Annotated in this window: 29 protein-coding genes; 13 read left to right on the forward strand and 16 right to left on the reverse strand. The window is 53.1% G+C overall.

Features of this window, described 5'->3' with window-relative positions; genetic code table 11:
- Positions 1-52: 52 nt before the first annotated feature.
- The 12 genes from yrbL to ACLJTG_RS06175 form a co-directional block, all read right to left on the reverse strand.
- Positions 53-685 (reverse strand): PhoP regulatory network protein YrbL, encoded by a 633-nt coding sequence (yrbL, locus tag ACLJTG_RS06120; RefSeq protein ID WP_000602196.1) that lies wholly within the window; start codon positions 683-685, stop codon positions 53-55.
- A 248-nt stretch (positions 686-933) separates the two neighbouring features.
- Positions 934-1,206, reverse strand: a complete 273-nt coding sequence (gene npr, locus ACLJTG_RS06125) for a PTS phosphocarrier protein NPr (protein ID WP_000216797.1) — start codon at positions 1,204-1,206, stop codon at positions 934-936.
- Complete coding sequence (rapZ, locus tag ACLJTG_RS06130; RefSeq protein WP_000243749.1) at positions 1,203-2,057, reverse strand: RNase adapter RapZ; 855 nt, start codon at positions 2,055-2,057, stop codon at positions 1,203-1,205. Before rapZ ends, npr begins: the two co-directional genes overlap by 4 nt.
- Before the next feature lie 45 nt (positions 2,058-2,102).
- The gene (gene ptsN / locus ACLJTG_RS06135; RefSeq protein ID WP_000609332.1) at positions 2,103-2,594 is read right to left on the reverse strand and encodes a PTS IIA-like nitrogen regulatory protein PtsN; all 492 of its coding nucleotides are present in this window, start codon (positions 2,592-2,594) and stop codon (positions 2,103-2,105) included.
- Positions 2,595-2,711: 117 nt separating this feature from the next.
- Positions 2,712-2,999, reverse strand: coding sequence for a ribosome hibernation promoting factor (gene hpf, locus ACLJTG_RS06140; protein ID WP_001176589.1), 288 nt, complete (start codon positions 2,997-2,999; stop codon positions 2,712-2,714).
- A 22-nt stretch (positions 3,000-3,021) separates the two neighbouring features.
- Positions 3,022-4,455, reverse strand: coding sequence for an RNA polymerase factor sigma-54 (gene rpoN / locus ACLJTG_RS06145; protein WP_000809020.1), 1,434 nt, complete (start codon positions 4,453-4,455; stop codon positions 3,022-3,024).
- A 47-nt stretch (positions 4,456-4,502) separates the two neighbouring features.
- Positions 4,503-5,228 (reverse strand): LPS export ABC transporter ATP-binding protein, encoded by a 726-nt coding sequence (gene lptB, locus ACLJTG_RS06150; protein ID WP_000224104.1) that lies wholly within the window; start codon positions 5,226-5,228, stop codon positions 4,503-4,505.
- A gap of 6 nt (positions 5,229-5,234) precedes the next feature.
- The gene (lptA, locus tag ACLJTG_RS06155) at positions 5,235-5,789 is read right to left on the reverse strand and encodes a lipopolysaccharide ABC transporter substrate-binding protein LptA (protein ID WP_000669770.1); all 555 of its coding nucleotides are present in this window, start codon (positions 5,787-5,789) and stop codon (positions 5,235-5,237) included.
- Positions 5,758-6,333 carry an LPS export ABC transporter periplasmic protein LptC gene (lptC, locus tag ACLJTG_RS06160; RefSeq protein WP_000047845.1) on the reverse strand — a complete coding sequence of 192 codons (576 nt, stop codon included), beginning with the start codon at positions 6,331-6,333 and terminating at the stop codon, positions 5,758-5,760. Before lptC ends, lptA begins: the two co-directional genes overlap by 32 nt.
- Positions 6,330-6,896 carry a 3-deoxy-manno-octulosonate-8-phosphatase KdsC gene (gene kdsC / locus ACLJTG_RS06165; protein WP_000030029.1) on the reverse strand — a complete coding sequence of 189 codons (567 nt, stop codon included), beginning with the start codon at positions 6,894-6,896 and terminating at the stop codon, positions 6,330-6,332. Before kdsC ends, lptC begins: the two co-directional genes overlap by 4 nt.
- 20 nt (positions 6,897-6,916) lie before the next feature.
- On the reverse strand, positions 6,917-7,903 hold the full coding sequence (gene kdsD, locus ACLJTG_RS06170; RefSeq protein WP_000018612.1) for an arabinose-5-phosphate isomerase KdsD: 987 nt from the start codon (positions 7,901-7,903) through the stop codon (positions 6,917-6,919).
- A gap of 13 nt (positions 7,904-7,916) precedes the next feature.
- The gene (locus tag ACLJTG_RS06175; protein ID WP_000922742.1) at positions 7,917-8,894 is read right to left on the reverse strand and encodes a calcium/sodium antiporter; all 978 of its coding nucleotides are present in this window, start codon (positions 8,892-8,894) and stop codon (positions 7,917-7,919) included.
- A 212-nt stretch (positions 8,895-9,106) separates the two neighbouring features.
- Here ACLJTG_RS06175 and mlaF point away from each other — a divergent pair, with 212 nt between their 5' ends.
- The 7 genes from mlaF to murA all read left to right on the forward strand — a co-directional run bounded on the left by mlaF (position 9,107) and on the right by murA (position 13,970).
- A complete protein-coding gene (mlaF, locus tag ACLJTG_RS06180; RefSeq protein WP_000531566.1) occupies positions 9,107-9,919 on the forward strand; it encodes a phospholipid ABC transporter ATP-binding protein MlaF in 813 nt (270 codons plus the stop codon).
- A gap of 7 nt (positions 9,920-9,926) precedes the next feature.
- Positions 9,927-10,709 (forward strand): lipid asymmetry maintenance ABC transporter permease subunit MlaE, encoded by a 783-nt coding sequence (gene mlaE / locus ACLJTG_RS06185; RefSeq protein ID WP_000925786.1) that lies wholly within the window; start codon positions 9,927-9,929, stop codon positions 10,707-10,709.
- Between the two features lie 4 nt (positions 10,710-10,713).
- Positions 10,714-11,265 carry an outer membrane lipid asymmetry maintenance protein MlaD gene (gene mlaD, locus ACLJTG_RS06190; protein WP_198898192.1) on the forward strand — a complete coding sequence of 184 codons (552 nt, stop codon included), beginning with the start codon at positions 10,714-10,716 and terminating at the stop codon, positions 11,263-11,265.
- Positions 11,266-11,283: 18 nt separating this feature from the next.
- Positions 11,284-11,919: a phospholipid-binding protein MlaC gene (gene mlaC, locus ACLJTG_RS06195; protein WP_000476475.1), complete on the forward strand. Its 636-nt coding sequence runs from the start codon at positions 11,284-11,286 to the stop codon at positions 11,917-11,919.
- Positions 11,919-12,215 (forward strand): lipid asymmetry maintenance protein MlaB, encoded by a 297-nt coding sequence (gene mlaB / locus ACLJTG_RS06200; RefSeq protein ID WP_000188843.1) that lies wholly within the window; start codon positions 11,919-11,921, stop codon positions 12,213-12,215. The genes mlaC and mlaB overlap by 1 nt, the downstream gene beginning before the upstream one ends.
- Before the next feature lie 187 nt (positions 12,216-12,402).
- The gene (gene ibaG, locus ACLJTG_RS06205) at positions 12,403-12,657 is read left to right on the forward strand and encodes a BolA family iron metabolism protein IbaG (RefSeq protein WP_001518349.1); all 255 of its coding nucleotides are present in this window, start codon (positions 12,403-12,405) and stop codon (positions 12,655-12,657) included.
- A gap of 53 nt (positions 12,658-12,710) precedes the next feature.
- A complete protein-coding gene (murA, locus tag ACLJTG_RS06210) occupies positions 12,711-13,970 on the forward strand; it encodes a UDP-N-acetylglucosamine 1-carboxyvinyltransferase (protein WP_000357288.1) in 1,260 nt (419 codons plus the stop codon).
- Positions 13,971-14,027: 57 nt separating this feature from the next.
- Here the strand turns inward: murA and sfsB are convergent, their stop codons facing one another.
- Both sfsB and ispB read right to left on the reverse strand, forming a co-directional pair.
- Positions 14,028-14,315 carry a DNA-binding transcriptional regulator SfsB gene (gene sfsB / locus ACLJTG_RS06215; protein ID WP_000444168.1) on the reverse strand — a complete coding sequence of 96 codons (288 nt, stop codon included), beginning with the start codon at positions 14,313-14,315 and terminating at the stop codon, positions 14,028-14,030.
- Between the two features lie 231 nt (positions 14,316-14,546).
- On the reverse strand, positions 14,547-15,518 hold the full coding sequence (ispB, locus tag ACLJTG_RS06220) for an octaprenyl diphosphate synthase (protein ID WP_024792578.1): 972 nt from the start codon (positions 15,516-15,518) through the stop codon (positions 14,547-14,549).
- 257 nt (positions 15,519-15,775) lie between these two features.
- On the opposite strand from ispB, the gene rplU reads away from it, so the two are divergent.
- From rplU to cgtA, 4 genes are all read left to right on the forward strand, one after another.
- Positions 15,776-16,087, forward strand: a complete 312-nt coding sequence (gene rplU, locus ACLJTG_RS06225) for a 50S ribosomal protein L21 (RefSeq protein ID WP_000271396.1) — start codon at positions 15,776-15,778, stop codon at positions 16,085-16,087.
- Positions 16,088-16,106: 19 nt separating this feature from the next.
- Positions 16,107-16,364, forward strand: a complete 258-nt coding sequence (gene rpmA / locus ACLJTG_RS06230; protein ID WP_000940593.1) for a 50S ribosomal protein L27 — start codon at positions 16,107-16,109, stop codon at positions 16,362-16,364.
- A gap of 129 nt (positions 16,365-16,493) precedes the next feature.
- Complete coding sequence (locus ACLJTG_RS06235) at positions 16,494-17,459, forward strand: DMT family transporter (RefSeq protein WP_000813052.1); 966 nt, start codon at positions 16,494-16,496, stop codon at positions 17,457-17,459.
- Positions 17,460-17,474: 15 nt separating this feature from the next.
- A complete protein-coding gene (cgtA, locus tag ACLJTG_RS06240) occupies positions 17,475-18,647 on the forward strand; it encodes an Obg family GTPase CgtA (protein WP_000673556.1) in 1,173 nt (390 codons plus the stop codon).
- A 130-nt stretch (positions 18,648-18,777) separates the two neighbouring features.
- Here cgtA and dacB read toward each other — a convergent pair whose 3' ends face one another.
- A complete protein-coding gene (gene dacB, locus ACLJTG_RS06245; RefSeq protein WP_410958904.1) occupies positions 18,778-20,211 on the reverse strand; it encodes a serine-type D-Ala-D-Ala carboxypeptidase in 1,434 nt (477 codons plus the stop codon).
- Positions 20,212-20,458: 247 nt separating this feature from the next.
- Between dacB and greA the strand changes: the two genes are divergently transcribed.
- Entirely contained in the window at positions 20,459-20,935 is a 477-nt protein-coding gene (greA, locus tag ACLJTG_RS06250) for a transcription elongation factor GreA (RefSeq protein ID WP_001148008.1), read from the forward strand.
- 155 nt (positions 20,936-21,090) lie between these two features.
- Here greA and yhbY read toward each other — a convergent pair whose 3' ends face one another.
- Complete coding sequence (gene yhbY / locus ACLJTG_RS06255) at positions 21,091-21,384, reverse strand: ribosome assembly RNA-binding protein YhbY (RefSeq protein WP_001592995.1); 294 nt, start codon at positions 21,382-21,384, stop codon at positions 21,091-21,093.
- Positions 21,385-21,510: 126 nt separating this feature from the next.
- On the opposite strand from yhbY, the gene rlmE reads away from it, so the two are divergent.
- The gene (gene rlmE, locus ACLJTG_RS06260; RefSeq protein WP_000145974.1) at positions 21,511-22,137 is read left to right on the forward strand and encodes a 23S rRNA (uridine(2552)-2'-O)-methyltransferase RlmE; all 627 of its coding nucleotides are present in this window, start codon (positions 21,511-21,513) and stop codon (positions 22,135-22,137) included.
- Positions 22,138-22,237: the final 100 nt, after the last annotated feature.

Here is a 22,237-nt window from a genome sequence, read left to right on the forward strand (position 1 = left end):
CGCCTTATCCGGCCTGCGATCTGTGTCGTCCAGGCCTGATAAGCACAGGCCATTAAGCTTCGTGAGAAGTAAGCGCCAGCCGTTTCTTGTCTTTTGGCTGCGCGTCCCTCTCCAGGGCAACGGCCAGCGCAGGCTGGGCGATAAACCGCTGCCACACTCTCTCCAGTTTGCGTTCACAGCACCATGTTGACCAGGTCGCCAGCGGGATAAAGGTACTTTCCCCCAGATTGTCGCAAACCACCGGAACCACTTCTGACTCGCTGATACGCTGGCACAGGATATTTTGCGGCTTCAGCGACATCGTCACAATATGGTTATCCAGCAGGTAACGTTTCAGTTTTTTCAGTAGCCGCCGCAGGACAGCGACATCCTCTTCATAACGACATTGCGCGGCGAACTCGGTCAGGGTAATAGAGGGCGCGCCGTTGAAATCGGTAATCATGTCGTAGACATAGCCGGTGCCGCAATCGGTTTCTACCGTGCCGTAATAACGGGGGATAGCGCTCCAGTCCGTCAGGTAGCGGGACAGATGTGCATAGTAGCTCAGTTCACGCCGAATCTCTTTATCACCGCCGTGGTCACGGTTGTAAATAACTTTTATGCAACGCCGGGCATTATCCGGATGCGTATAGCATTTACGATGTCGACCAGCGCCCAGCGGAGTCTGTTTCGATAAGAGGATCATGGCAAGTCCTGGAAAAATTTATTCACATAAATTTAGTATGGACAAAGAACTTAAACAAAACATAAACGAAATTTTTTAAGGTTTTCTTAATGTTTTTATGCATAGGTAAAGCGCACGAAATGTACAAATCTTACGAAAGGGCGGGGCTGCGGGACAAGAGGCAGGCAGGCGTAACACGCCCGGTTTTGGGGTGACTGTCATCAAATACCGGGACGGCGTTGGGGGAAATAGGGTATAGAGGGGGAGGTTTAGTCTTCGTCAAAGCCGGAATTGAACAGCGCGATAACCGCCGCCAGCGCTTCAACTTCTTGCGGGCCGGTGGCTTCAATTTCGATCTGACGCCCCTTGGCGGAGTCGAGCATTAACAGCGCGATGACGCTGTTCGCTTCCGCTTCAGTGCCTTCGTCATTGCGTAATAGCACCTCGGCGTCAAACCCCTGCATCAGTTCGAAAAGCTTCATGGCAGGCCGGGCATGCATGCCCAGCTTATTGGTGACTTCAACAGTTTGCTTTACGGTCATGTTTTGCGTTTTTCCAGCGTGCGATGGCGAGACTGGACATTTTTACCGCGCGAGCGGAAGTAGTCTGCCAGCTGTTCTGCAATATACACCGAACGGTGTTTCCCGCCGGTACAACCGATAGCGACGGTAAGGTAGCTGCGGTTGTTGGTCTCCAGCATCGGTAACCATAGCTCAAGATAGCTGCGAGTCTGATAGATAAAATTGTGAACTTCTGTGTGTCGGTCAAGAAACGCGGCTACCGGCTTATCAAGCCCGGTCATGGGGCGCAGTTTTGGGTCCCAGTGCGGGTTGGGCAGAAAGCGGACATCAAACACATAGTCCGCATCAATCGGGATACCATGTTTAAAGCCGAAGGACTCAAATACCATCGTCAGTTCGCGCTCGCGTTTGCCCAACAGCCGGGTACGCAGCATCTCCGCCAGCTCATGGACGGACATTTCTGAAGTGTCGACGATCAGATCCGCACGTGAGCGTAACGGCTCCAGCAAGTCACTCTCTTTATCGATCGCACTCTCTAAAGAAAGATTTTTGCTGGAAAGCGGATGCAAACGGCGCGTGTCGCTGTAGCGGCGAATCAAGGTATTGCGGTCGGCATCAAGAAACAGCAATTGCGGCGAGAAAGCGCCAGGCAGATTATTCATCGCCTGTTCAAAAATCTCAGGTGATTCAGGCATATTGCGCACATCAATGCTGACGGCGGCGGAAATCTGGCGATCGGCCAGCGTTCGCGCCAGATCGGGCAACAGCACGACGGGGAGGTTATCCACGCAGTAAAATCCCATATCTTCCAGCGCGCGCAGAGCGACAGATTTACCTGATCCGGAACGCCCGCTGACGATCATCAGTACCATGTACCGTTTCTCCTCACAACGACAGAAATAAATGCCATTGAGTTGTTATGCCTCATTCTGCTCACCTTCGGTGTCAGTAATGATTTGATACAGCTCTTCATCATTCAGCGCCGCGCGCAGGCGGCGGCAGATCGTTTTATCCGCCAGACGTTTCGCCACCAGCGACAGCGTGTGCAGATGCGTTTTAGTTTGATCGGCGGGCACCAGCAGGGCGAAGAGGAGATCGACCGGCTGGTTATCGATGGCGTCGAACGCGATCGGCGTTTCGAGCTGAACGAACACACCGACGGCGCGTAAGGTATCTTCTTCCAGTTTCCCGTGCGGGATGGCGATACCATTACCAATACCGGTACTGCCCATTTTTTCGCGTGTCAGAATGGCTTCAAACACGACCTGAGGAGGTAAACTGAGCTGTTTTGCCGCCAGTTCGCTGATGATTTCCAGCGCGCGTTTCTTACTCTGACAATGAACGCCGCTACGCGTACACTCCTGGTTAAGTACACTGCTCAGTTGTAGAGTCGTATCGTTATTTATCATAATTTCACCTAAGAACCTGTCCTGTCAGGTTGATGGCCAGGTTCGGAGCGCTAACTGTACAAATGGCCCGTTGTGTCACACAACAGGCCGTCCTGCACTGGCTAACTGCCCGGACAATTAGTGTTGTTTCAGTTTATCTTTATGCCTGGTTAACTGCCTTGCCAGTTTATCAATCAAGCCGTCAATGGCGGCATACATATCCTGGCCTTCCGCGCTGGCGTGAATTTCGCCGCCATTAACGTGTAGCGTCGCATCCGAGATGTGCGTGACCTTCTCCACTTTCAACACCACGTATACCTGATTAATCCGCTCAAAATACTGTTCAAGTTTGGCGAATTTTGTCGTCACAAATTCACGCAGGGCTTCAGTAATTTCGACATTATGTCCGGTGATATTGAGCTGCATAGTGTCTTCCTTATCGGTTGGGTCAAACCAGCTGTTTGCGTTGGTTTGACGGCGGAATGGATAAAGACTCTCGGTACTTCGCAACAGTGCGGCGCGCCACCATGATACCTTGTTCTGACAGCAGAGAGGTTAACTTGCTGTCGCTCAGTGGTTTCGCGGGGTTTTCCGCCGCAATTAACTTCTTCACCAGCGCGCGAATCGCGGTGGAAGAGGCTTCGCCTCCGCCTTCGGTATTGACGTGGCTGGAAAAGAAATATTTGAGTTCAAAAATACCGCGCGGGCTGTGCAAATACTTCTGCGTGGTCACGCGGGATATAGTGGATTCGTGCATCTCGACGGCCTGGGCGATATCCGCCAGTACCATCGGTTTCATATATTCTTCGCCCTGTTCAAAAAAGGCTTGCTGTTGCTCGACGATGCAGCGACTGACGCGCAGCAGCGTGTCGTTACGGCTTTCAAGGCTTTTTATCAGCCATTTCGCATCCTGTAAATTACTGCGGATGAACTGGCTGTCGGCATCGTTGCGCGCGCTATTGCACATGGCGGCATAGTGCTGGTTAATCTGTAAACGGGGAATACTGTCGCTATTAAGCTCCACCGTCCAGCGACCGTTATGCTTGCGTACCAGCACATCCGGGATAACGTATTCCGGCTCGCCGGTCTGGATCGATTGACCGGGTCTGGGATCGAGCGACTGAATCAAGTTTACCGCCTCTTTCAGCACCTCTTCTTTCAGTCGGGTAACGCGCATCAACGTGCGGAAATCGTGGTTGGCCAGCAGATCAAGGTGATCGCAGATAATAAGCCGCGCCTCTTCCAGCCACGGCGTGGATTTGTCGAATTGTGAAAGCTGGATCAGCAGACAGTCGCGAAGATCTTTTGCCGCGACGCCCACCGGATCAAAACGCTGAATGCGCTTCAGAACGGCTTCGACCTCATCGAGATCCACCTCTACATCGCCCATGCTTTCGCGAATTTCGTCCAGGGATACGGTGAGATAGCCGGTATCATCTACCGCATCGACAATGGATGTCGCAATAGCGCGATCGGTGTCCGAGAATGGCGTTAGCTCAACCTGCCACATCAGATAATCCTGCAACGACTGCGTCGTTTCGCCCTGATAGACGGGCAGCTCATCGTCGATATAATCGCCGCTGGGGCCGGACGGCGTCCCGGCGGTGTAAATTTCATCCCAACTGGCGTCAAGCGGCAGCTCTTCCGGCATCTCTTTTTGTTCGAGCGCGTCGGCGGTATCGAGAGGATCGTTATCCTGAGGTTGCTGAGTGTCGATTTCGTCATGAAGATCGGTTTGCTCAAGCAGCGGGTTATTTTCCAGCGCTTGCTGGAGTTCCTGCTGAAGTTCCAGCGTAGACAACTGCAACAGACGGATGGCCTGTTGTAGCTGAGGCGTCATCGCCAGTTGTTGGCTAAGCCTGAGTTGCAAACCTTGCTTCATATTCAGAGTCGTTTTCTCCCGCTAGAGCAGCATAGCCCTCTACCCTATCAGAGTCTGAAGTCTTCCCCAAGATATACACGCTTAACGTGTTCGTCTTGCAGGATTTCTGTCGGCGTACCGTGGGCAATAAGGTGGCCCTGGCTCACGATATAGGCACGTTCACAGACTGCCAGCGTCTCACGGACGTTATGGTCGGTGATCAGCACGCCGAGCCCGCTATCGCGCAGATGCTCGATAATGCGTTTGATGTCGATAACGGAAATCGGGTCAACGCCGGCAAAGGGTTCATCCAGCAGGATAAATTTGGGATTAGCGGCCAACGCGCGGGCAATTTCTACACGACGGCGTTCACCACCGGACAACGCCTGTCCCATGCTGTCGCGCAGATGCTCAATATGAAACTCTTCCATCAGCTCGTTGGCGCGGTCTTCTCGCTGTTCTGCGGTCAAATCGTCACGAATTTGCAGTACCGCCATCAGGTTATCAAATACGCTGAGACGGCGGAAAATAGAGGCTTCCTGCGGCAAATAGCCGATACCGCGGCGCGCGCGCGCGTGCAGCGGCAGCAGACTGATATCTTCATCATCGATGATGATATTGCCCGCGTCACGCGGCACGATACCGACGACCATATAAAAGGTGGTGGTTTTACCCGCGCCGTTTGGACCGAGCAGCCCGACAATCTCCCCGGAGTTAACGGTCAGACTGACATCTTCCACTACGCGACGGCCTTTATAGGCCTTCGCCAGATTCTTTGCAGTTAATGTTGCCATAACGAATTAGTTACTCTTCTTTTGCGCCGGAGTCTGGCCTTTGTTTTTGTCTTGCAACTGCGATGGCACCAGAACGGTGGTGACGCGTTTGCCTTTCTCGCTGAAGGCCTGCATTTTCTGCTCTTTCACCAGGTAGGTGATTTTGTCGCCGGTAATGTTGCTGTCAAGCTGCTCCAGATAAGCGTTGCCGGTCAGCACCACAAAATCTTTCGCCAGCTCGTAGTGCATATGGGAAGCGTGGCCTTTCACCGGCTTACCGTTGTCCTGCATCTGGTAGAAGGTGGCCGGATTGCCGTAACCGTCGATCACCTCTTTCCCCTGTTCGCCGCCAGGGCGGGTAACCACGACTTTATCGGCGTTGATCTTAATCGTGCCCTGGGTCATCACCACGTTGCCCGTAAAGGTCACGACGTTGCCTTGCATATCCAGCGACTGTTGATCCGAGTCAATATGAATAGGCTGTTCGGTATCGCCCGTGACGGCGAAGGCCGGAATGCTGGCGGCCAGCAGCGAGCCGGCAAGCATAAGATTAAGGCTGAGTTTGTTTGTTTTGAATTTCATAAGAGGTTCTAACCTTTTCAATCAGCTCGGCGTTCTTGCTGCGTAAGTTACCGCGCATTTTCAGTCCGCTGGAGTTAAATGTTGTGCCGTATAACGTCACCAGATCGTTCGAGGTAACATCCTGCGTCACCAGATTAATCTGCGCGTTATCGGTGGTAATTCTGCGTAATTGAGCGTCAGGCACCAGGGCGTTGACTTCAACATGGCCATACAGATAGAGCATCCGATCGTTAGTCAATTTGGCTTTATCGGCCTTGATCGACCATGTCGGCACTTTATCCTTATCAAAGGTGGTTAATACTGGTTGCGTAAACCATGAGACCGCCTGATCGGAAAAATATTCAACGTGCTGCGCGATCAGACGATAGCTCAACGCGCCTTCCGGACTGTACACGACGGTATCCGTATGCTCGCTTTTATACGTGGGATCGTTGCTGTTGACCATCACGGCAGCAGGATCGTCTTTATCCGCCAGATTGATACCAATCAGTACCAGAATGGCCAGCGACAGTAGAATGATAACCCAACGTCTGGTTTTACTCATATCGATTGCCCTTTGGCCTCATCCAGCTTGCCCTGCGCCAGCAGCAGCAAATCGCACACCTCACGTACCGCGCCGCGCCCGCCGGCAATGTGCGTCACATAGTCAGCGCGGGGGATCAGCAGCGGATGCGCATCCGCAACGGCAACGCTTAACCCCACTTTTTCCATCACTGGCCAGTCAATCAGATCATCGCCGACATAGGCAACGTTTTCCGGCGCAATGGCCAGTTTTTCCAGCAGATCGCTAAAGGCGATCAGCTTATTCGACTGTCCCTGATAAAGATGGACAATCCCCAGCGTGGCGCAGCGATCTTCTACAAGTTTAGCCTTTCGTCCGGTAATAATGGCAACCTCGATATTGGAGGTCAAAGCACAGCGAATACCATAGCCGTCACGAACGTTGAAAGCCTTCAGCTCTTCGCCGTTATTGCCCATATAAATCAGGCCGTCAGACAATACGCCATCCACGTCCAGGATGAGCAGGCGGATATTCTCCGCTTTGGTCATGACATGGGTGCTGACGGGGCCATAACAGGTCGCAAGCGACGCACCTGCTTTACTCATCGTTAATTATCCTTGAGTTTCTATACGACGCCTGCACGCAGGAGATCATGCATATGTAACACACCGAGTAACTGGTCGCCATCAGCAACCAGTACGGAGGTGATATGGCGGGACTGCATTAAATTCAGCGCATCGACAGCGAGAATACCGGGACGCACGCGAATGCCCCCTGGCGTCATCACCTCGGCGATCCCCAACTGGCGCATATCGCCGCCCATATCGAACACGCGACGTAAATCGCCGTCGGTGAAGATACCGTCGATCTTCATGGATTCATCGCAAATGACGGTCATACCGAGATTTTTACGCGTAATTTCTAACAGCGCATCACGCAGGGTGGCATGTTTATTAACATGCGGGATCTCATCGCCAGTATGCATAATATCGCTTACGCGCAGCAGTAGCTTACGTCCCAGCGCGCCGCCAGGATGCGACAGAGCGAAATCCTCGGCGGTAAAGCCGCGCGCTTTTAACAACGCCACGGCGAGCGCGTCGCCCATCACCAGCGTTGCGGTGGTACTACTGGTAGGCGCCAGTCCTAACGGACACGCTTCTTTGGGCACTTTAACACACAGATGCACATCTGCCGCACGCGCCATGCTGCTTTCCGGTCGCCCGGTAATGCAAATTAACGGCACGTGCAGACGTTTAAGTACCGGTATTAGCGCCGCGATCTCGCTGGATTCGCCGGAGTTGGAGATAGCGATAACCACATCCTGCGGCGTAACCATCCCCAAATCGCCGTGCGCGGCTTCGCCCGGATGTACAAAAAAGGAAGAGGTGCCGGTACTGGCGAACGTGGCGGCCATTTTCCGTCCGATATGACCGGATTTTCCCATCCCCATGACCACCACTTTTCCGGTGCAGTTGAACATTTTTTCACAGGCCAGGGTGAAATTCTGATCGATGTATTGATCAAGCTCCGCCAGGCCTTCACGTTCAATTTCCAGGACCTCTTTGCCTGCCTGCTGAAAGTCAAACCCCGGTTGCAACGCTAAATGCGACATAATCCGTTTCCAGTTATCCAACAAGAAGTGGCGATAGCCAATAGAGCATCGCCAGCCATACGATAAACCCGCCGGTCAGCAGTATACCTGCGCCCCGACCAATCTGACGCGGATGCCGCCAGCAAAGTAAAGCGAAAACCACGCTAACCAGCAACATAACGCTATAATCTCGCCCAAACGCCAGCGGGTTGATCTCCCCCGGCGCGATCAGCGCAGGCAGTCCCAGCACGATGGCGAGATTAAAAATATTGGCGCCAATGAGATTACCAACGGCAATATCATTTTCGCCTTTTCGCACGCCGGCAATCGCCGTCGCCAGTTCTGGCAGACTGGTGCCGACGGCGATGACTGTCAGACCGAGCGTTAATTCACTCATGGCGAAATAGTTCGCCAGCACCGTAGCGTTATCGATTACCATGCGCGTCGCCATCGGCATGATGACCAGCGCAATGCCCAGCCATAAGAACGCGACGGGGAGCCCGCCTTCGCGCGGCAGCTCCGCCAGTTGTTCGCGGGTGAGGCTGTCATTCCCCTGGCGTTCGGCCAGACGCGCGATTTTAACAATGAATAACAGCCATAGCACAGCCAGAAGCAGGAGAAAGATACCATCACTGCGACTTAACTGTCCGTCATGCAGTACGGAACCGGCTACCACGCTAACAAATAACATTAATGGCAATTCGCGACGTAGAACATCGGAATGCACGGTAAATGGACGAACCAGCGCCGCCAGCCCTAAGATCAGCAAAATATTGGTGATGTTAGAACCGAGCGCCGCGCCGACGGCCAAATCGAGCTGACCGTGTAGCGATGCGGCGACCGACACAATAATTTCCGGCAGCGAGGTGCCGATACTCACGACCGTCATCCCGATGATCAGCGGGGGAATACCGAATGTACGGCATAAAATAGAGGCCGCAAACACCAGACGATCGGCGCCGTAGGCCACCAGAAGCAAACCAATTATGAGTAGCGCCATCGCTAAAAGCATCTAAAGTCCTTTCTTCAGGTATACTCGCCGGTCCCCTGGAAGGGATATCTGGAAGCCGTAACGAAGTCCTAATTTTGACTTTATGCGGCTAAAAAGTAAAACGAATGCCAGCTTTCGCTAACCCTGTCAGTTAATATTCTGTAATTATGTCGAACCCATGGTTAAATTCAGCGCCATGGTTACCTCAACAAGGCAATACGAAGGATGAATCAATGGGTCAGTCTGCGGCCAATTTAGTCGATATGCGCGACGTCAGCTTTTCCCGTGGCGAACGCTGCATTTTCGATAATATTTCCCTGACGGTGCCGCGCGGGAAGATCACGGCGATCATGGGGCCGTCGGGCATCGGTAAAACCACGCTGTTGCGCCTGATTGGCGGACAGATCCCGCCGGATAAGGGCGAGATCTTATTTGATGGCGAGAATGTGCCGGCCATGTCCCGTTCGCGGCTCTACACCGTCCGCAAACGTATGAGTATGCTGTTTCAGTCGGGAGCGCTGTTTACCGACATGAACGTGTTTGACAATGTGGCCTATCCGCTACGGGAGCACACCAATTTACCCGCGCCGCTGCTAAAAAGCGTCGTGATGATGAAACTGGAAGCTGTCGGGCTGCGCGGCGCGGCAAAACTGATGCCTTCCGAGCTCTCCGGTGGGATGGCGCGCCGCGCCGCGTTGGCGCGCGCCATCGCTCTGGAACCGGATCTCATCATGTTCGATGAGCCGTTTGTCGGCCAGGACCCGATTACCATGGGCGTTCTGGTGAAGCTGATTTCAGAATTGAACAGCGCGCTGGGCGTGACCTGCGTGGTGGTCTCGCATGATGTGCCAGAGGTGCTCAGTATTGCTGATCACGCCTGGATCATGGCGGACAAAAAAATCGTCGCTCACGGTAGCGCTCAGGCGTTGCAGGAGAATACGGACCCGCGCGTGCGTCAGTTCCTTGACGGCATTGCCGACGGGCCGGTTCCGTTCCGCTATCCGGCGGGCGACTATCACCTTGATTTACTCGAAACAGGGAGTTAAGCCACTCATGCTGTTAAATGCGCTGGCAGCACTCGGACACAGCGGGATCAAAACCGTCAGGACGTTCGGGCGCGCCGGGTTAATGTTATTCAATGCGATTATCGGTAAGCCGGAGTTTCGCAAACATGCGCCGCTGCTGGTGCGCCAGCTTTATAATGTGGGCGTCTTGTCGATGCTTATCATTATTGTCTCCGGAGTATTCATCGGTATGGTGCTGGGGCTGCAAGGCTATCTGGTTCTGACCACTTACAGCGCGGAGACCAGTCTTGGCATGTTAGTGGCGCTTTCGCTGCTGCGCGAGCTGGGGCCGGTGGTCGCGGCGTTGCTGTTTGCCGGGCGGGCCGGGTCGGCGTTGACGGCGGAAATCGGCCTGATGCGGGCGACGGAGCAGCTCTCCAGTATGGAGATGATGGCGGTCGATCCATTGCGCCGGGTGATTTCGCCGCGCTTTTGGGCGGGCGTGATTTCGTTGCCGCTACTGACCATTATCTTTGTGGCGGTCGGTATCTGGGGCGGCTCGCTGGTCGGCGTAAGCTGGAAAGGAATCGACGCCGGGTTCTTCTGGTCCGCGATGCAGAATGCCGTCGACTGGCGTATGGACCTGGTGAACTGTCTGATAAAGAGCGTGGTGTTCGCCATTACGGTAACATGGATTGCGTTATTCAACGGTTATGACGCAATACCAACTTCTGCCGGGATTAGCCGGGCAACGACGCGTACCGTGGTTCACGCATCGTTGGCCGTTCTGGGGCTGGATTTTGTGCTGACCGCACTGATGTTTGGGAATTGAGTTCATGCAAACGAAAAAAAATGAAATTTGGGTAGGCGTTTTTTTGCTGGTAGCGTTGCTGGCGGCGCTGTTTGTTTGCCTGAAGGCGGCAAATGTGACCTCTATGCGCACGGAGCCGACCTATAAGGTTTATGCGACCTTCGATAACATCGGCGGTCTGAAAGTGCGTTCCCCGGTACGCATCGGCGGGGTGGTTGTCGGGCGGGTTGAAGATATCTCGCTTGATCCGAAAACATACCTGCCGCGCGTAACGCTCGACATCGAAGAGCGTTATAACCATATTCCCGATACCAGCTCGTTGAGTATTCGTACTTCCGGGCTGCTGGGGGAGCAATATATGGCATTAAACGTCGGTTTTGAAGATCCTGAGCTGGGAACGTCTATCCTCAAAGATGGGAGTACGATTCAGGACACCAAGTCTGCAATGGTGCTGGAAGATATGATTGGCCAGTTCCTTTATAACAGCAAAGGCGACGACAATAAGAATTCTGGCGATGCGCCAGCCGCAACGGAAGGCCATACTGAAGCCACAACGCCCGCGGGCGCAACGAAATAATCTCAGGAGAATTGAGGCATGTTTAAACGACTGATGATGGTGGCCCTGCTGGTCATTGCGCCATTAAGCGCAGCAACGGCAGCGGATCAGAGCAATCCTTATAAACTGATGAACGAGGCGGCGCAGAAAACGTTTGATCGCCTGAAAAACGAACAGCCGAAAATTCGTGCCAATCCGGATTACCTGCGCGACGTTGTTGATCAGGAACTTCTGCCGTACGTGCAGGTAAAATATGCCGGCGCGCTGGTGTTGGGCCGCTATTACAAAGAGGCGACTCCGGCGCAGCGTGAAGCCTATTTTGCCGCGTTTCGCGAATACCTGAAACAGGCCTACGGTCAGGCGCTGGCGATGTACCACGGTCAGACTTACCAGATAGCGCCTGAGCAACCGCTGGGCGATGCGACCATTGTGCCTATCCGTGTAACGATTATCGATCCTAACGGTCGTCCGCCGGTACGCCTGGATTTCCAGTGGCGCAAAAACACCCAGACCGGCAACTGGCAGGCGTATGACATGATTGCGGAAGGCGTCAGCATGATCACCACCAAGCAAAATGAGTGGAGCGACCTGCTGCGTACTAAAGGCATCGACGGCCTGACCGCACAACTGAAATCTATCTCTCAACAGAAAATTACTTTGGACGAGAAACAGTAATGACGCCGCAACTCACCTGGACGCGTGAGGCGGACACTCTGGTGCTGGCGGGAGAGCTGGATCAGGACGTGTTGGCGCCGCTATGGGACGCGCGCGTAGAAGCGATGAATGGCGTTACCCGTATCGACCTGAGCCAGATCTCCAGGGTAGATACGGGGGGACTGGCGCTGCTGGCGCACCTTGTGAACCAGGCAAAAAAGCAGGGCAATGCCGTGTCGCTGTCTGGCGTTAACGACAAGGTTTACGCGCTGGCGCAATTATATAACTTGCCCGAAGACGTACTTCCCCGTATGTAATGAATGCCGGATGGTTTATCCGGCCTACACTTCGCATGATCCCCGTAGGCCGGATAAGTTGCGTTAGCAGCACCATCCGGCACTTTTACCGCGCTGATTTATCAGCGTAATCTTTTGCTTATTTAAGACGGCGCGACTTTGCTCTAAGATGTTGGGCTGTTTTCACTATTTGACGAATAAAGAACCCATGGAAAATCATGAAATTCAGAGTGTGCTGATGAATGCCCTCTCCCTCCAGGAAGTCCACGTCTCCGGCGATGGCAGTCACTTTCAGGTTATTGCCGTGGGCGAGATGTTTGACGGCATGAGCCGGGTCAAGAAACAGCAAACGGTCTATGGGCCGCTAATGGAGTACATTGCGGACAACCGTATCCATGCCGTATCGATCAAAGCATATACCCCGGCGGAATGGGCGCGCGATCGTAAACTTAACGGATTTTAAGCTACGGGTAACCTGCCGGTAGCGGAGATGAATGCTTAACTGAGAATACAAAAATGGATAAATTTCGTGTACAGGGGCCAACGACGCTCCAGGGCGAAGTCACAATTTCCGGCGCCAAAAACGCCGCGCTGCCGATCCTGTTCGCCGCTCTGCTGGCAGAAGAACCGGTAGAGATCCAAAACGTTCCAAAACTGAAAGACGTGGATACGTCGATGAAGCTCTTGAGCCAATTAGGCGCGAAAGTGGAACGCAATGGATCGGTACATATTGACGCCAGCCAGGTGAACGTGTTCTGCGCGCCTTATGATCTGGTTAAGACCATGCGCGCCTCGATATGGGCGCTGGGGCCGCTGGTTGCCCGTTTTGGTCAGGGACAAGTCTCTCTGCCGGGGGGCTGTACTATCGGCGCGCGTCCGGTTGATCTGCATATTACCGGTCTGGAACAACTGGGTGCGACCATCAAGCTGGAAGAGGGCTACGTAAAGGCCTCCGTCGAAGGACGTCTTAAAGGGGCGCATATCGTGATGGATAAGGTCAGCGTCGGCGCGACCGTCACCATTATGTGCGCCGCTACGCTGGCGGAAGGGACGACCATCATTGAAAACGCCGCGCGCGAGCCGGAAATTGTCGACACCGCTAACTTCCTGGTTACGCTGGGGGCGAAGATCGCCGGGCAGGGCACCGATCGTATTACGATCGAGGGCGTAGAGCGTCTGGGCGGCGGCGTTTATCGTGTGCTGCCGGATCGTATCGAAACGGGGACTTTCCTGGTGGCGGCAGCGATCTCTCGCGGCAAAATCCTCTGCCGTAACGCGCAACCGGACACTCTGGACGCGGTACTGGCGAAACTGCGCGATGCGGGCGCGGATATCGAAGTGGGCGAGGACTGGATTAGTCTGGACATGCACGGCAAACGACCGAAGGCGGTCAATGTCCGTACCGCGCCGCACCCGGCATTCCCGACCGATATGCAGGCGCAGTTCACGTTGCTGAACCTGGTGGCGGAAGGGACGGGCTTTATCACTGAAACCGTCTTTGAAAACCGTTTTATGCACGTGCCTGAACTCAGCCGCATGGGCGCGCGTGCGGAAATTGAAAGCAATACCGTCATATGCCATGGCGTAGAAACGCTCTCTGGCGCCCAGGTTATGGCGACAGATCTGCGGGCATCTGCGAGCCTGGTGCTGGCGGGCTGTATTGCGGAAGGCACGACGATTGTGGATCGCATTTATCACATCGATCGCGGTTATGAGCGCATCGAAGACAAACTGCGCGCGCTAGGCGCGAATATTGAACGCGTGAAAGGCGAATAACCTTCTGTACGCTGAATAACCCCCGCGAACGCGATGCGGGGGTTGTTTTACAGGCACTTACTCTACATTCTGTTTGTTTTTATTACGCGCTCTCATAAGCCGCGTTCTGTCGATAAACTCATGCGTGCGCGGATCGTGATAACGCGATGGCCAAATAACCCAGGGTTCCGTTCCCAATGCTTTCGCGATAATCAACTCTCCTTTCGGCCACGGGCGCGTTAATGCATTGGCCAGCGTGGATGAACTCAATCCATTCCGGCGTGACTCAGCGGCCATTGAAGTCCCTTTTTTACGTAGTCCGGCAATGATATCGGCCGGATGCCAGTCAATAAGCTTGCTTTCCATACATCCATCACTCCTTAGGTTAATCACTTACGGTTTTAACAACCCGACGACGTTCGATACTATAACGCTTCGTGAAGGAATGTTCTAAAAAGTTCATGTAAGTGGCGGAAATATTCAGAATATGCCAGGGGAAATCCTGGATGAGTATGTGAAAAACAGGCGATAGGGTATCTGGAGTTTATTAGAACTTAATAGGATATCCCGCGCAGTACGCGGGATAAGAGAACGGCATTAACGATCGCGCTGCACCGCGATGTGTGCGAGACCGATTAGCGCCTCACGCCATGGGGTATCCGGCAATATCTGCAACGCGAATATCGCTTTGTCGGCTTCTTCTTCCGCTCGCTGACGCGTCCATTCCAGCGAGCCGCAGGTGGTCATCGCTTCCAGAACCGGTTCCAGAAGATGACGGCCATTACCTTGTTCAATAGCGGTACGGATCATCGCTGACTGTTCTGGCGTACCGTGGCGCATGGCGTGAAGCAACGGTAAGGTGGGTTTGCCCTCATTGAGGTCATCACCCACATTTTTACCGAGATGCTCGCCGTCGGCGCTGTAATCCAGCAGATCGTCAATGAGCTGGAAAGCCGTACCAAGGTAGCGGCCATAGTCCTGCAACCCTTTCTCTTGCTCAGGCGTACAACCGGCAAGAATACCGGAGCACTGGGCGGCGGCTTCGAACAGACGGGCTGTTTTACTGTAAATCACCCGCATGTAATTTTCTTCGGTAATGTCCGGGTCATTCACGTTCATCAATTGCAGCACTTCACCTTCTGCAATCACGTTGACCGCTTCCGACATCACTTCCAGCACTTTTAACGAGCCGAGGCTGGTCATCATCTGGAAGGCGCGGGTATAGATAAAGTCGCCGACCAACACGCTGGCGGCATTACCGAAAGCGGCATTTGCCGTCGCTTTGCCGCGACGCATATCAGATTCATCCACCACATCATCATGTAGCAGCGTCGCCGTGTGGATAAACTCGATCAGAGCGGCGATAGTCACGTGCGCGTTACCCTGATAACCCACCGCACGCGCGGCAAGAACGGCAATCATCGGACGAATGCGTTTTCCGCCGCCGCTAATAATGTAATATCCTAGCTGATTAATCAGTTGAACGTCGGAATTAAGCTGTTCAAGGATTGTCGCATTGACACCCGCCATATCTTGCGCGGTTAACTCGTTGATTTTTTCTAAATTCATCGCAAAAGCCGGGCTTATCGCCCCGATTATCCCATGTCTGAATGAGGTAACGTAGGGTTTATGGTTAGAAATATACCCTGATTGTACTGAAAAAACGCCGCAGATAAACGTTACCGTATGCGTTGTGTTTTTTTTCTTCATGTATTGATGGTAGCACTTGTCAAAGCCGTGCAATTTGCGTAATATTCGCGCCCTATTGTGAATATTTATAGCGCGCTCTGAATCATTGAAAGGTGTGCGCGGAAGCGGAGTTTTTTATGTACGCGGTTTTCCAAAGTGGTGGTAAACAACACCGAGTAAGCGAAGGTCAGACCGTTCGCCTGGAAAAGCTGGACATCGCAACTGGCGAAACTATCGAGTTCGCTGAAGTTCTGATGATCGCAAACGGTGAAGAAGTCAAAATCGGCGTTCCTTTCGTTGATGGCGGCGTAATCAAAGCTGAAGTTGTTGCCCACGGTCGTGGCGAGAAAGTTAAAATCGTTAAGTTTCGTCGCCGTAAACACTACCGTAAGCAGCAGGGCCATCGTCAGTGGTTCACTGATGTGAAAATTACCGGCATCAGCGCTTAAGATTAGGGGAGCAGATTAAATGGCACATAAAAAGGCTGGCGGCTCGACTCGTAACGGTCGCGATTCTGAAGCTAAACGTCTGGGCGTAAAACGCTTTGGCGGTGAAGCAGTTCTGGCAGGCAGCATCATCGTTCGTCAACGTGGTACTAAATTCCACGCTGGCACCAACGTTGGTTGCGGTCGTGACCACACTCTGTTTGCTAAAGCAGACGGTAAAGTGAAATTCGAAGTTAAAGGCCCGAAAAACCGTAAATACATCAGCATCGTTGCTGAGTAAGTTTTTTGTGGTCCGGTAACGGATGAAAGCCCCGCACCTGTTGCGGGGCTTTTTACATTCGATGGCCGACTAAAATATACCCGTGTGGCTGTGCGAATGCCGTTAACGGGTCTTTGCAGGGAACACGGCATGAAGCAGCAGGCAGGCATTGGCATTCTTTTAGCGCTCACTACCGCGATGTGCTGGGGAGCGTTGCCAATAGCAATGAAGCAAGTGCTGGAGGTGATGGAGCCTTCAACCATTGTCTTCTACCGCTTCTTAATGGCCAGTATTGGCCTCGGGGCGATACTGGCAGTAAAAAGAAAGCTGCCGCCGCTGCGTATTTTTCGTAAGCCGCGTTGGTTGGTGTTATTGGCGATAGCGACCTGCGGACTGTTCGGTAATTTCATTTTGTTCAGTTCTTCCCTGCAATATTTAAGCCCAACCGCGTCGCAGGTTATCGGCCAGCTCTCGCCGGTTGGCATGATGGTCGCCAGCGTCTTTATTCTGAAAGAAAAGATGCGCGGTACGCAGGTGATTGGCGCGCTGATGTTATTGAGCGGGCTGGTGATGTTTTTTAACACCAGTCTGATCGAGATTTTTACCCGACTGACCGACTACACCTGGGGCGTTATTTTTGGCGTAGGCGCGGCGATGGTGTGGGTGAGCTATGGCGTGGCGCAAAAAGTATTATTGCGACGTCTGGCCTCGCAGCAGATCCTGTTTTTACTGTACACTTTATGTACGATAGCGCTCTTGCCGCTGGCAAAACCGATGGTGATAGCGCAACTGAGCGACTGGCAGCTCGCCTGTTTGATTTTCTGCGGGCTAAATACGCTGGTAGGATATGGCGCCCTGGCGGAAGCGATGGCGCGTTGGCAGGCGGCGCAGGTGAGCGCGATAATCACGCTTACACCGCTATTTACCCTGCTGTTTTCAGATCTTTTATCTATGGCCTGGCCCGATTTCTTCGCCAGACCGATGTTAAACCTTTTAGGTTATCTCGGTGCGTTTGTCGTGGTTGCGGGCGCGATGTATTCCGCCATTGGTCATCGTATTTGGGGCGGTTTACGCAAGCATGAAACGGTGGTTTCGCAACCCCGCTCAGGCGAATGATTTACGGAGAATAAAATGAAGTTTGTTGATGAAGCATCGATTCTGGTCGTTGCAGGCGATGGCGGTAATGGCTGTGTGAGCTTCCGCCGCGAAAAATATATCCCGAAAGGCGGCCCGGACGGCGGTGATGGCGGCGACGGCGGCGACGTCTGGATGGAAGCCGATGAAAACCTGAATACGCTGATCGATTACCGCTTTGAAAAATCGTTCCGCGCTGAACGTGGTCAGAATGGCGCGAGCCGCGACTGTACCGGTAAACGCGGTAAAGACGTGACCATCAAAGTGCCGGTCGGTACGCGCGTTATCGACCAGGGAACCGGTGAAACGATGGGCGACATGACCAAACACGGTCAGCGTCTGTTGGTCGCGAAGGGCGGCTGGCATGGGCTAGGCAATACCCGTTTTAAATCCTCGGTTAACCGTACGCCGCGCCAGAAAACCAATGGTACGCCGGGCGATAAGCGCGACCTGCTGCTGGAACTGATGCTGCTGGCGGATGTCGGGATGCTGGGGATGCCAAATGCCGGTAAATCAACGTTCATTCGCGCGGTATCGGCAGCAAAACCGAAAGTCGCGGACTATCCGTTTACCACGCTGGTGCCGAGCCTGGGCGTGGTACGTATGGACAGCGAAAAGAGTTTTGTGGTGGCCGACATTCCGGGGTTGATCGAAGGCGCGGCGGAAGGCGCGGGCTTGGGGATTCGCTTCCTGAAGCACCTCGAACGTTGCCGCGTACTGCTGCACCTCATTGATATCGATCCGATCGACGGTTCCGATCCGGTGGAAAACGCCCGTATCATTATTGGCGAACTGGAAAAATACAGCCAGGATCTGGCGGCTAAACCGCGCTGGTTAGTGTTCAACAAGATCGATCTGATGGATAAAACCGAAGCGGAAGAGAAAGCGAAAGCGATCGCCGAAGCGTTGGGCTGGGAAGGGAAATACTATCTGATTTCCGCTGCCAGTCAGCTAGGGGTGAAAGATCTTTGCTGGGATGTGATGACCTTTATCATCGAGAATCCGATCGCGCAGGCTGAAGAAGCAAAACAGCCGGAAAAAGTCGAGTTCATGTGGGACGATTATCATCGCCAGCAGTTGGCTGAAGTGGAAGAAGACGCAGACGATGACTGGGATGACGACTGGGATGAAGACGACGAAGAAGGCGTCGAGTTCATCTACAAACGTTAATCTCGTAGCCGGATGGCGCTAACGCTTATCCGGCCTATAAAAGCCAACGGGCCGCATTTGCGGCCCGTTTTATTATGTTCGTTGTAGGCCGGATAAGACGCGTTAGCGCCGCCATCCGGCAATAATGCACTCAGTTATTCTGATAAATATCCTTATACAACCGACTCTCGAAGCGTACCAGCGGGATTCGGCGATTACGCTGATCGGCAGGTGGAACCGCGTAGCCGGACAAATACTGTACAAATGCCATCCGTTGCCCGCTTGCGGTGGTAATAAAGCCCGCCAGATTATACACGCCCTGCAGTGATCCGGTTTTCGCCGAAACCTTACTGTCTACGCCCGCCTGATGCAGCCCGGCGCGGTATTGTAATGAACCATCATAGCCCGCCAGCGGCAGCATAGAGATAAAGTTCAGCTCGTTATCATGTTGGGCGATATATTGCAGCACCTGCATCATCGTGGCGGGAGCGATCAGATTATGGCGAGAAAGACCGGAACCGTCGGCAATAATGGTATTGCCGATATCAATTCCCGCCTGTTGGCGCAGAATCTGGCGAACGGCATCCGATCCCGCCCGCCAGGTGCCAGGCACGTTAAACCTGACATGACCAATCATCCGAAAAACAGTATCGGCGATCATGTTGTCTGACTTTTTCAGCATAATCTTAAGCAGATCGTGCAGTGGCGCCGACTGTTTACTGGCGACGATCGTTCCGGGCTCGTTAACCTGCGTCTGGCGCAGCAGCGTGCCGCGGTAAGTTATCCCGGCCTCTTTCAGTTCCTGCTTGAGGATCGCGCCCGCGTAGCTGGCGCCGTCCTGAATAGCAAAGGCCAGCGGCAGCGGGTCGGCGCGCTGTGGTAAACAGCCGGTAAGCGTATAACGGTTCAAATCGCCAGGCACAACATCCAGCTCGCAATACTGCGCGTCTGCCGAACCGCGCGGTAGAGTCCGTACCTGGCTGAACATCGTTACCGGATAATAAGAGGCCACGCGAATAAAGGCTAAATCGTTTGGTTTTTGCGCGCTATAAAGCGACACAGAAAAACAGTTGCGGTCAACAATGGCGGCGGCGGGAGGCGCGCTGAAACACTGCGTCAGGTCGTTCCACGGCCAGCCTGGCGCTTTATCGTGGCTGGCGAAAATCGACGTGTCGATAAGCACATTGCCGTCGATTTGCGTGACGCCGGACTTTTTCAGCGTCGCGACCATATTGCGAATATCCTGACGTTTTAGCGTTGGATCGCCACCGAAGCGCGCAATTACGTCACCTTTCAGGATGCCGTTATCGACGTTGCCTTTAGTCTCCAGCGTGGTCGTAAAACGGAAATCCGGGCCGAGTTGAATCAGCGCCGCCAGCGCGGTAATCACCTTTTGGGTACTGGCGGGAAGCGCCATCTGCTGACTATGATAATCAATAGCCGGCGCGGGCGCGCCAATCTTTTGCACCATCAGCGCGAGGTTGGCGCCGGCCGGAAGCTGTTTGATGTATTCGTCAATATTCGCGGCCTGAACGCTGAACGCTATACTGGTGGTCAATCCGATGATAAATCTGGAAAATCGCATAATCTCGCGCTAACACCCTGGAAACAAGCCGTCATACTACGGCGCAACGCCCTAAAAAGTAAACGATGACCCATAGGGAACTCCAGGGTAAAATGGTTATCAAAGAGGAAATTGTAGCTGACCTGGGACTGCGCGCCCGGGTTGGTGTTTTTTTGCTTCTGACCCTGGTATGGCATATGCCGGGGCTGGCTTAGCAGCCGGGGTAGAGTTCATTGCCCCCTACAGGAATGTTCAAGAGGTATAACAAATGCAAGCTATTCCGATGACCTTACGCGGAGCCGAAAAACTGCGCGAAGAGCTGGATTTTCTGAAATCTGTGCGCCGTCCTGAAATCATCGCCGCTATCGCCGAAGCGCGCGAACATGGCGATTTAAAAGAAAACGCGGAGTATCATGCTGCACGCGAACAGCAGGGTTTCTGCGAAGGGCGCATTAAAGATATCGAAGCAAAACTGTCGAATGCGCAGGTGATTGATGTCACTAAAATGCCGAACAATGGTCGCGTGATTTTCGGCGCTACCGTCACGGTGCTGAACCTGGACACCGACGAAGAGCAGACCTACCGCATTGTTGGCGATGATGAGGCGGATTTTAAGCAAAATCTCATTTCGGTAAACTCGCCAATCGCTCGCGGTCTGATCGGCAAAGAGCAAGATGACGTCGTGGTGATCAAAACGCCTGGCGGCGATGTGGAATACGAAGTGCTTAAAGTGGAATACCTTTAAGTAGTACTCAATACGCAAATTGTTGGTGTATTGTAAAGAAAGGAAAAAGGCCGCATAGCGGCCTTTTATCAACGGAGAGAGCGTGGCATTTTGCTCTCCTGCTCGTGGAAAACCCCTCGTTTTACACAGATTTTGTGTTCGACTTTAGGATATCCTTAACGCGGCAGCGAGATTTTACGCTCTTTAGTTGGGCGATACAGCACCAGCGTTTTACCGATGACCTGTACGTTACAGGCGCCGGTTTCGCGCACGATAGCGTCCACGATCAAGGTTTTTGTTTCGCGATCTTCCGAGGCGATTTTCACCTTGATAAGTTCATGGTGCTCTAACGCTTGTTCAATCTCGGCCAGTACCCCTTCGGTCAAACCATTATTGCCAAGCATAACAACAGGCTTGAGCGGATGTGCCAGACCTTTTAGGTGCTGTTTTTGTTTAGTACTCAGATTCATCGTATATTTTTGCTTACGTTGGGATTGAAAACGGGTCATTCTACCGCCATCTCCCTTATATCGCCAAATAGGCGTGTAGAAATTTACGCCATTGGCTACGATGAACTGCCCCGACGGGAAAGTTAAATGACAGGTAAAAAGCGTTCTGCCAGCTCAAGCCGCTGGCTTCAGGAACACTTTAGCGATAAATATGTTCAACAGGCGCAGAAAAAGGGGCTACGCTCCCGTGCCTGGTTTAAACTTGATGAAATACAGCAAAGTGACAAACTTTTTAAGCCGGGAATGACGGTAGTTGATCTCGGCGCTGCGCCAGGAGGCTGGTCACAGTATGTGGTCACGCAGATTGGCGGCAAAGGCCGCATCATCGCTTGTGATCTTTTACCTATGGATCCTATCGTTGGTGTGGACTTTCTTCAGGGCGATTTTCGTGATGAACTTGTCATGAAAGCGTTACTGGAACGCGTGGGTGACAGTAAAGTACAAGTTGTCATGTCGGATATGGCACCAAACATGAGCGGAACACCGGCGGTGGATATCCCCCGCGCCATGTATCTGGTGGAGCTGGCGTTAGAGATGTGCCGCGATGTGCTGGCGCCAGGCGGAAGTTTTGTAGTGAAGGTGTTCCAGGGCGAAGGTTTCGATGAGTATCTAAGGGAAATTCGCTCCCTGTTTACGAAGGTTAAAGTTCGTAAGCCGGACTCTTCGCGTGCGCGTTCGCGTGAAGTGTACATTGTAGCGACCGGGCGAAAGTGATAACCGGCAGATTTCAGACGTAAGGTTTGAAAGAAACTGGATATAGAGTATCCTGACGCTGTTTTTAACACAGTTGTAATAAGAGGTTAATCCCTTGAGT

This window comes from Salmonella sp. SAL00672, assembly GCF_046552175.1.
In the GTDB taxonomy this organism is placed as follows: Bacteria; Pseudomonadota; Gammaproteobacteria; order Enterobacterales; family Enterobacteriaceae; genus Salmonella; species Salmonella enterica.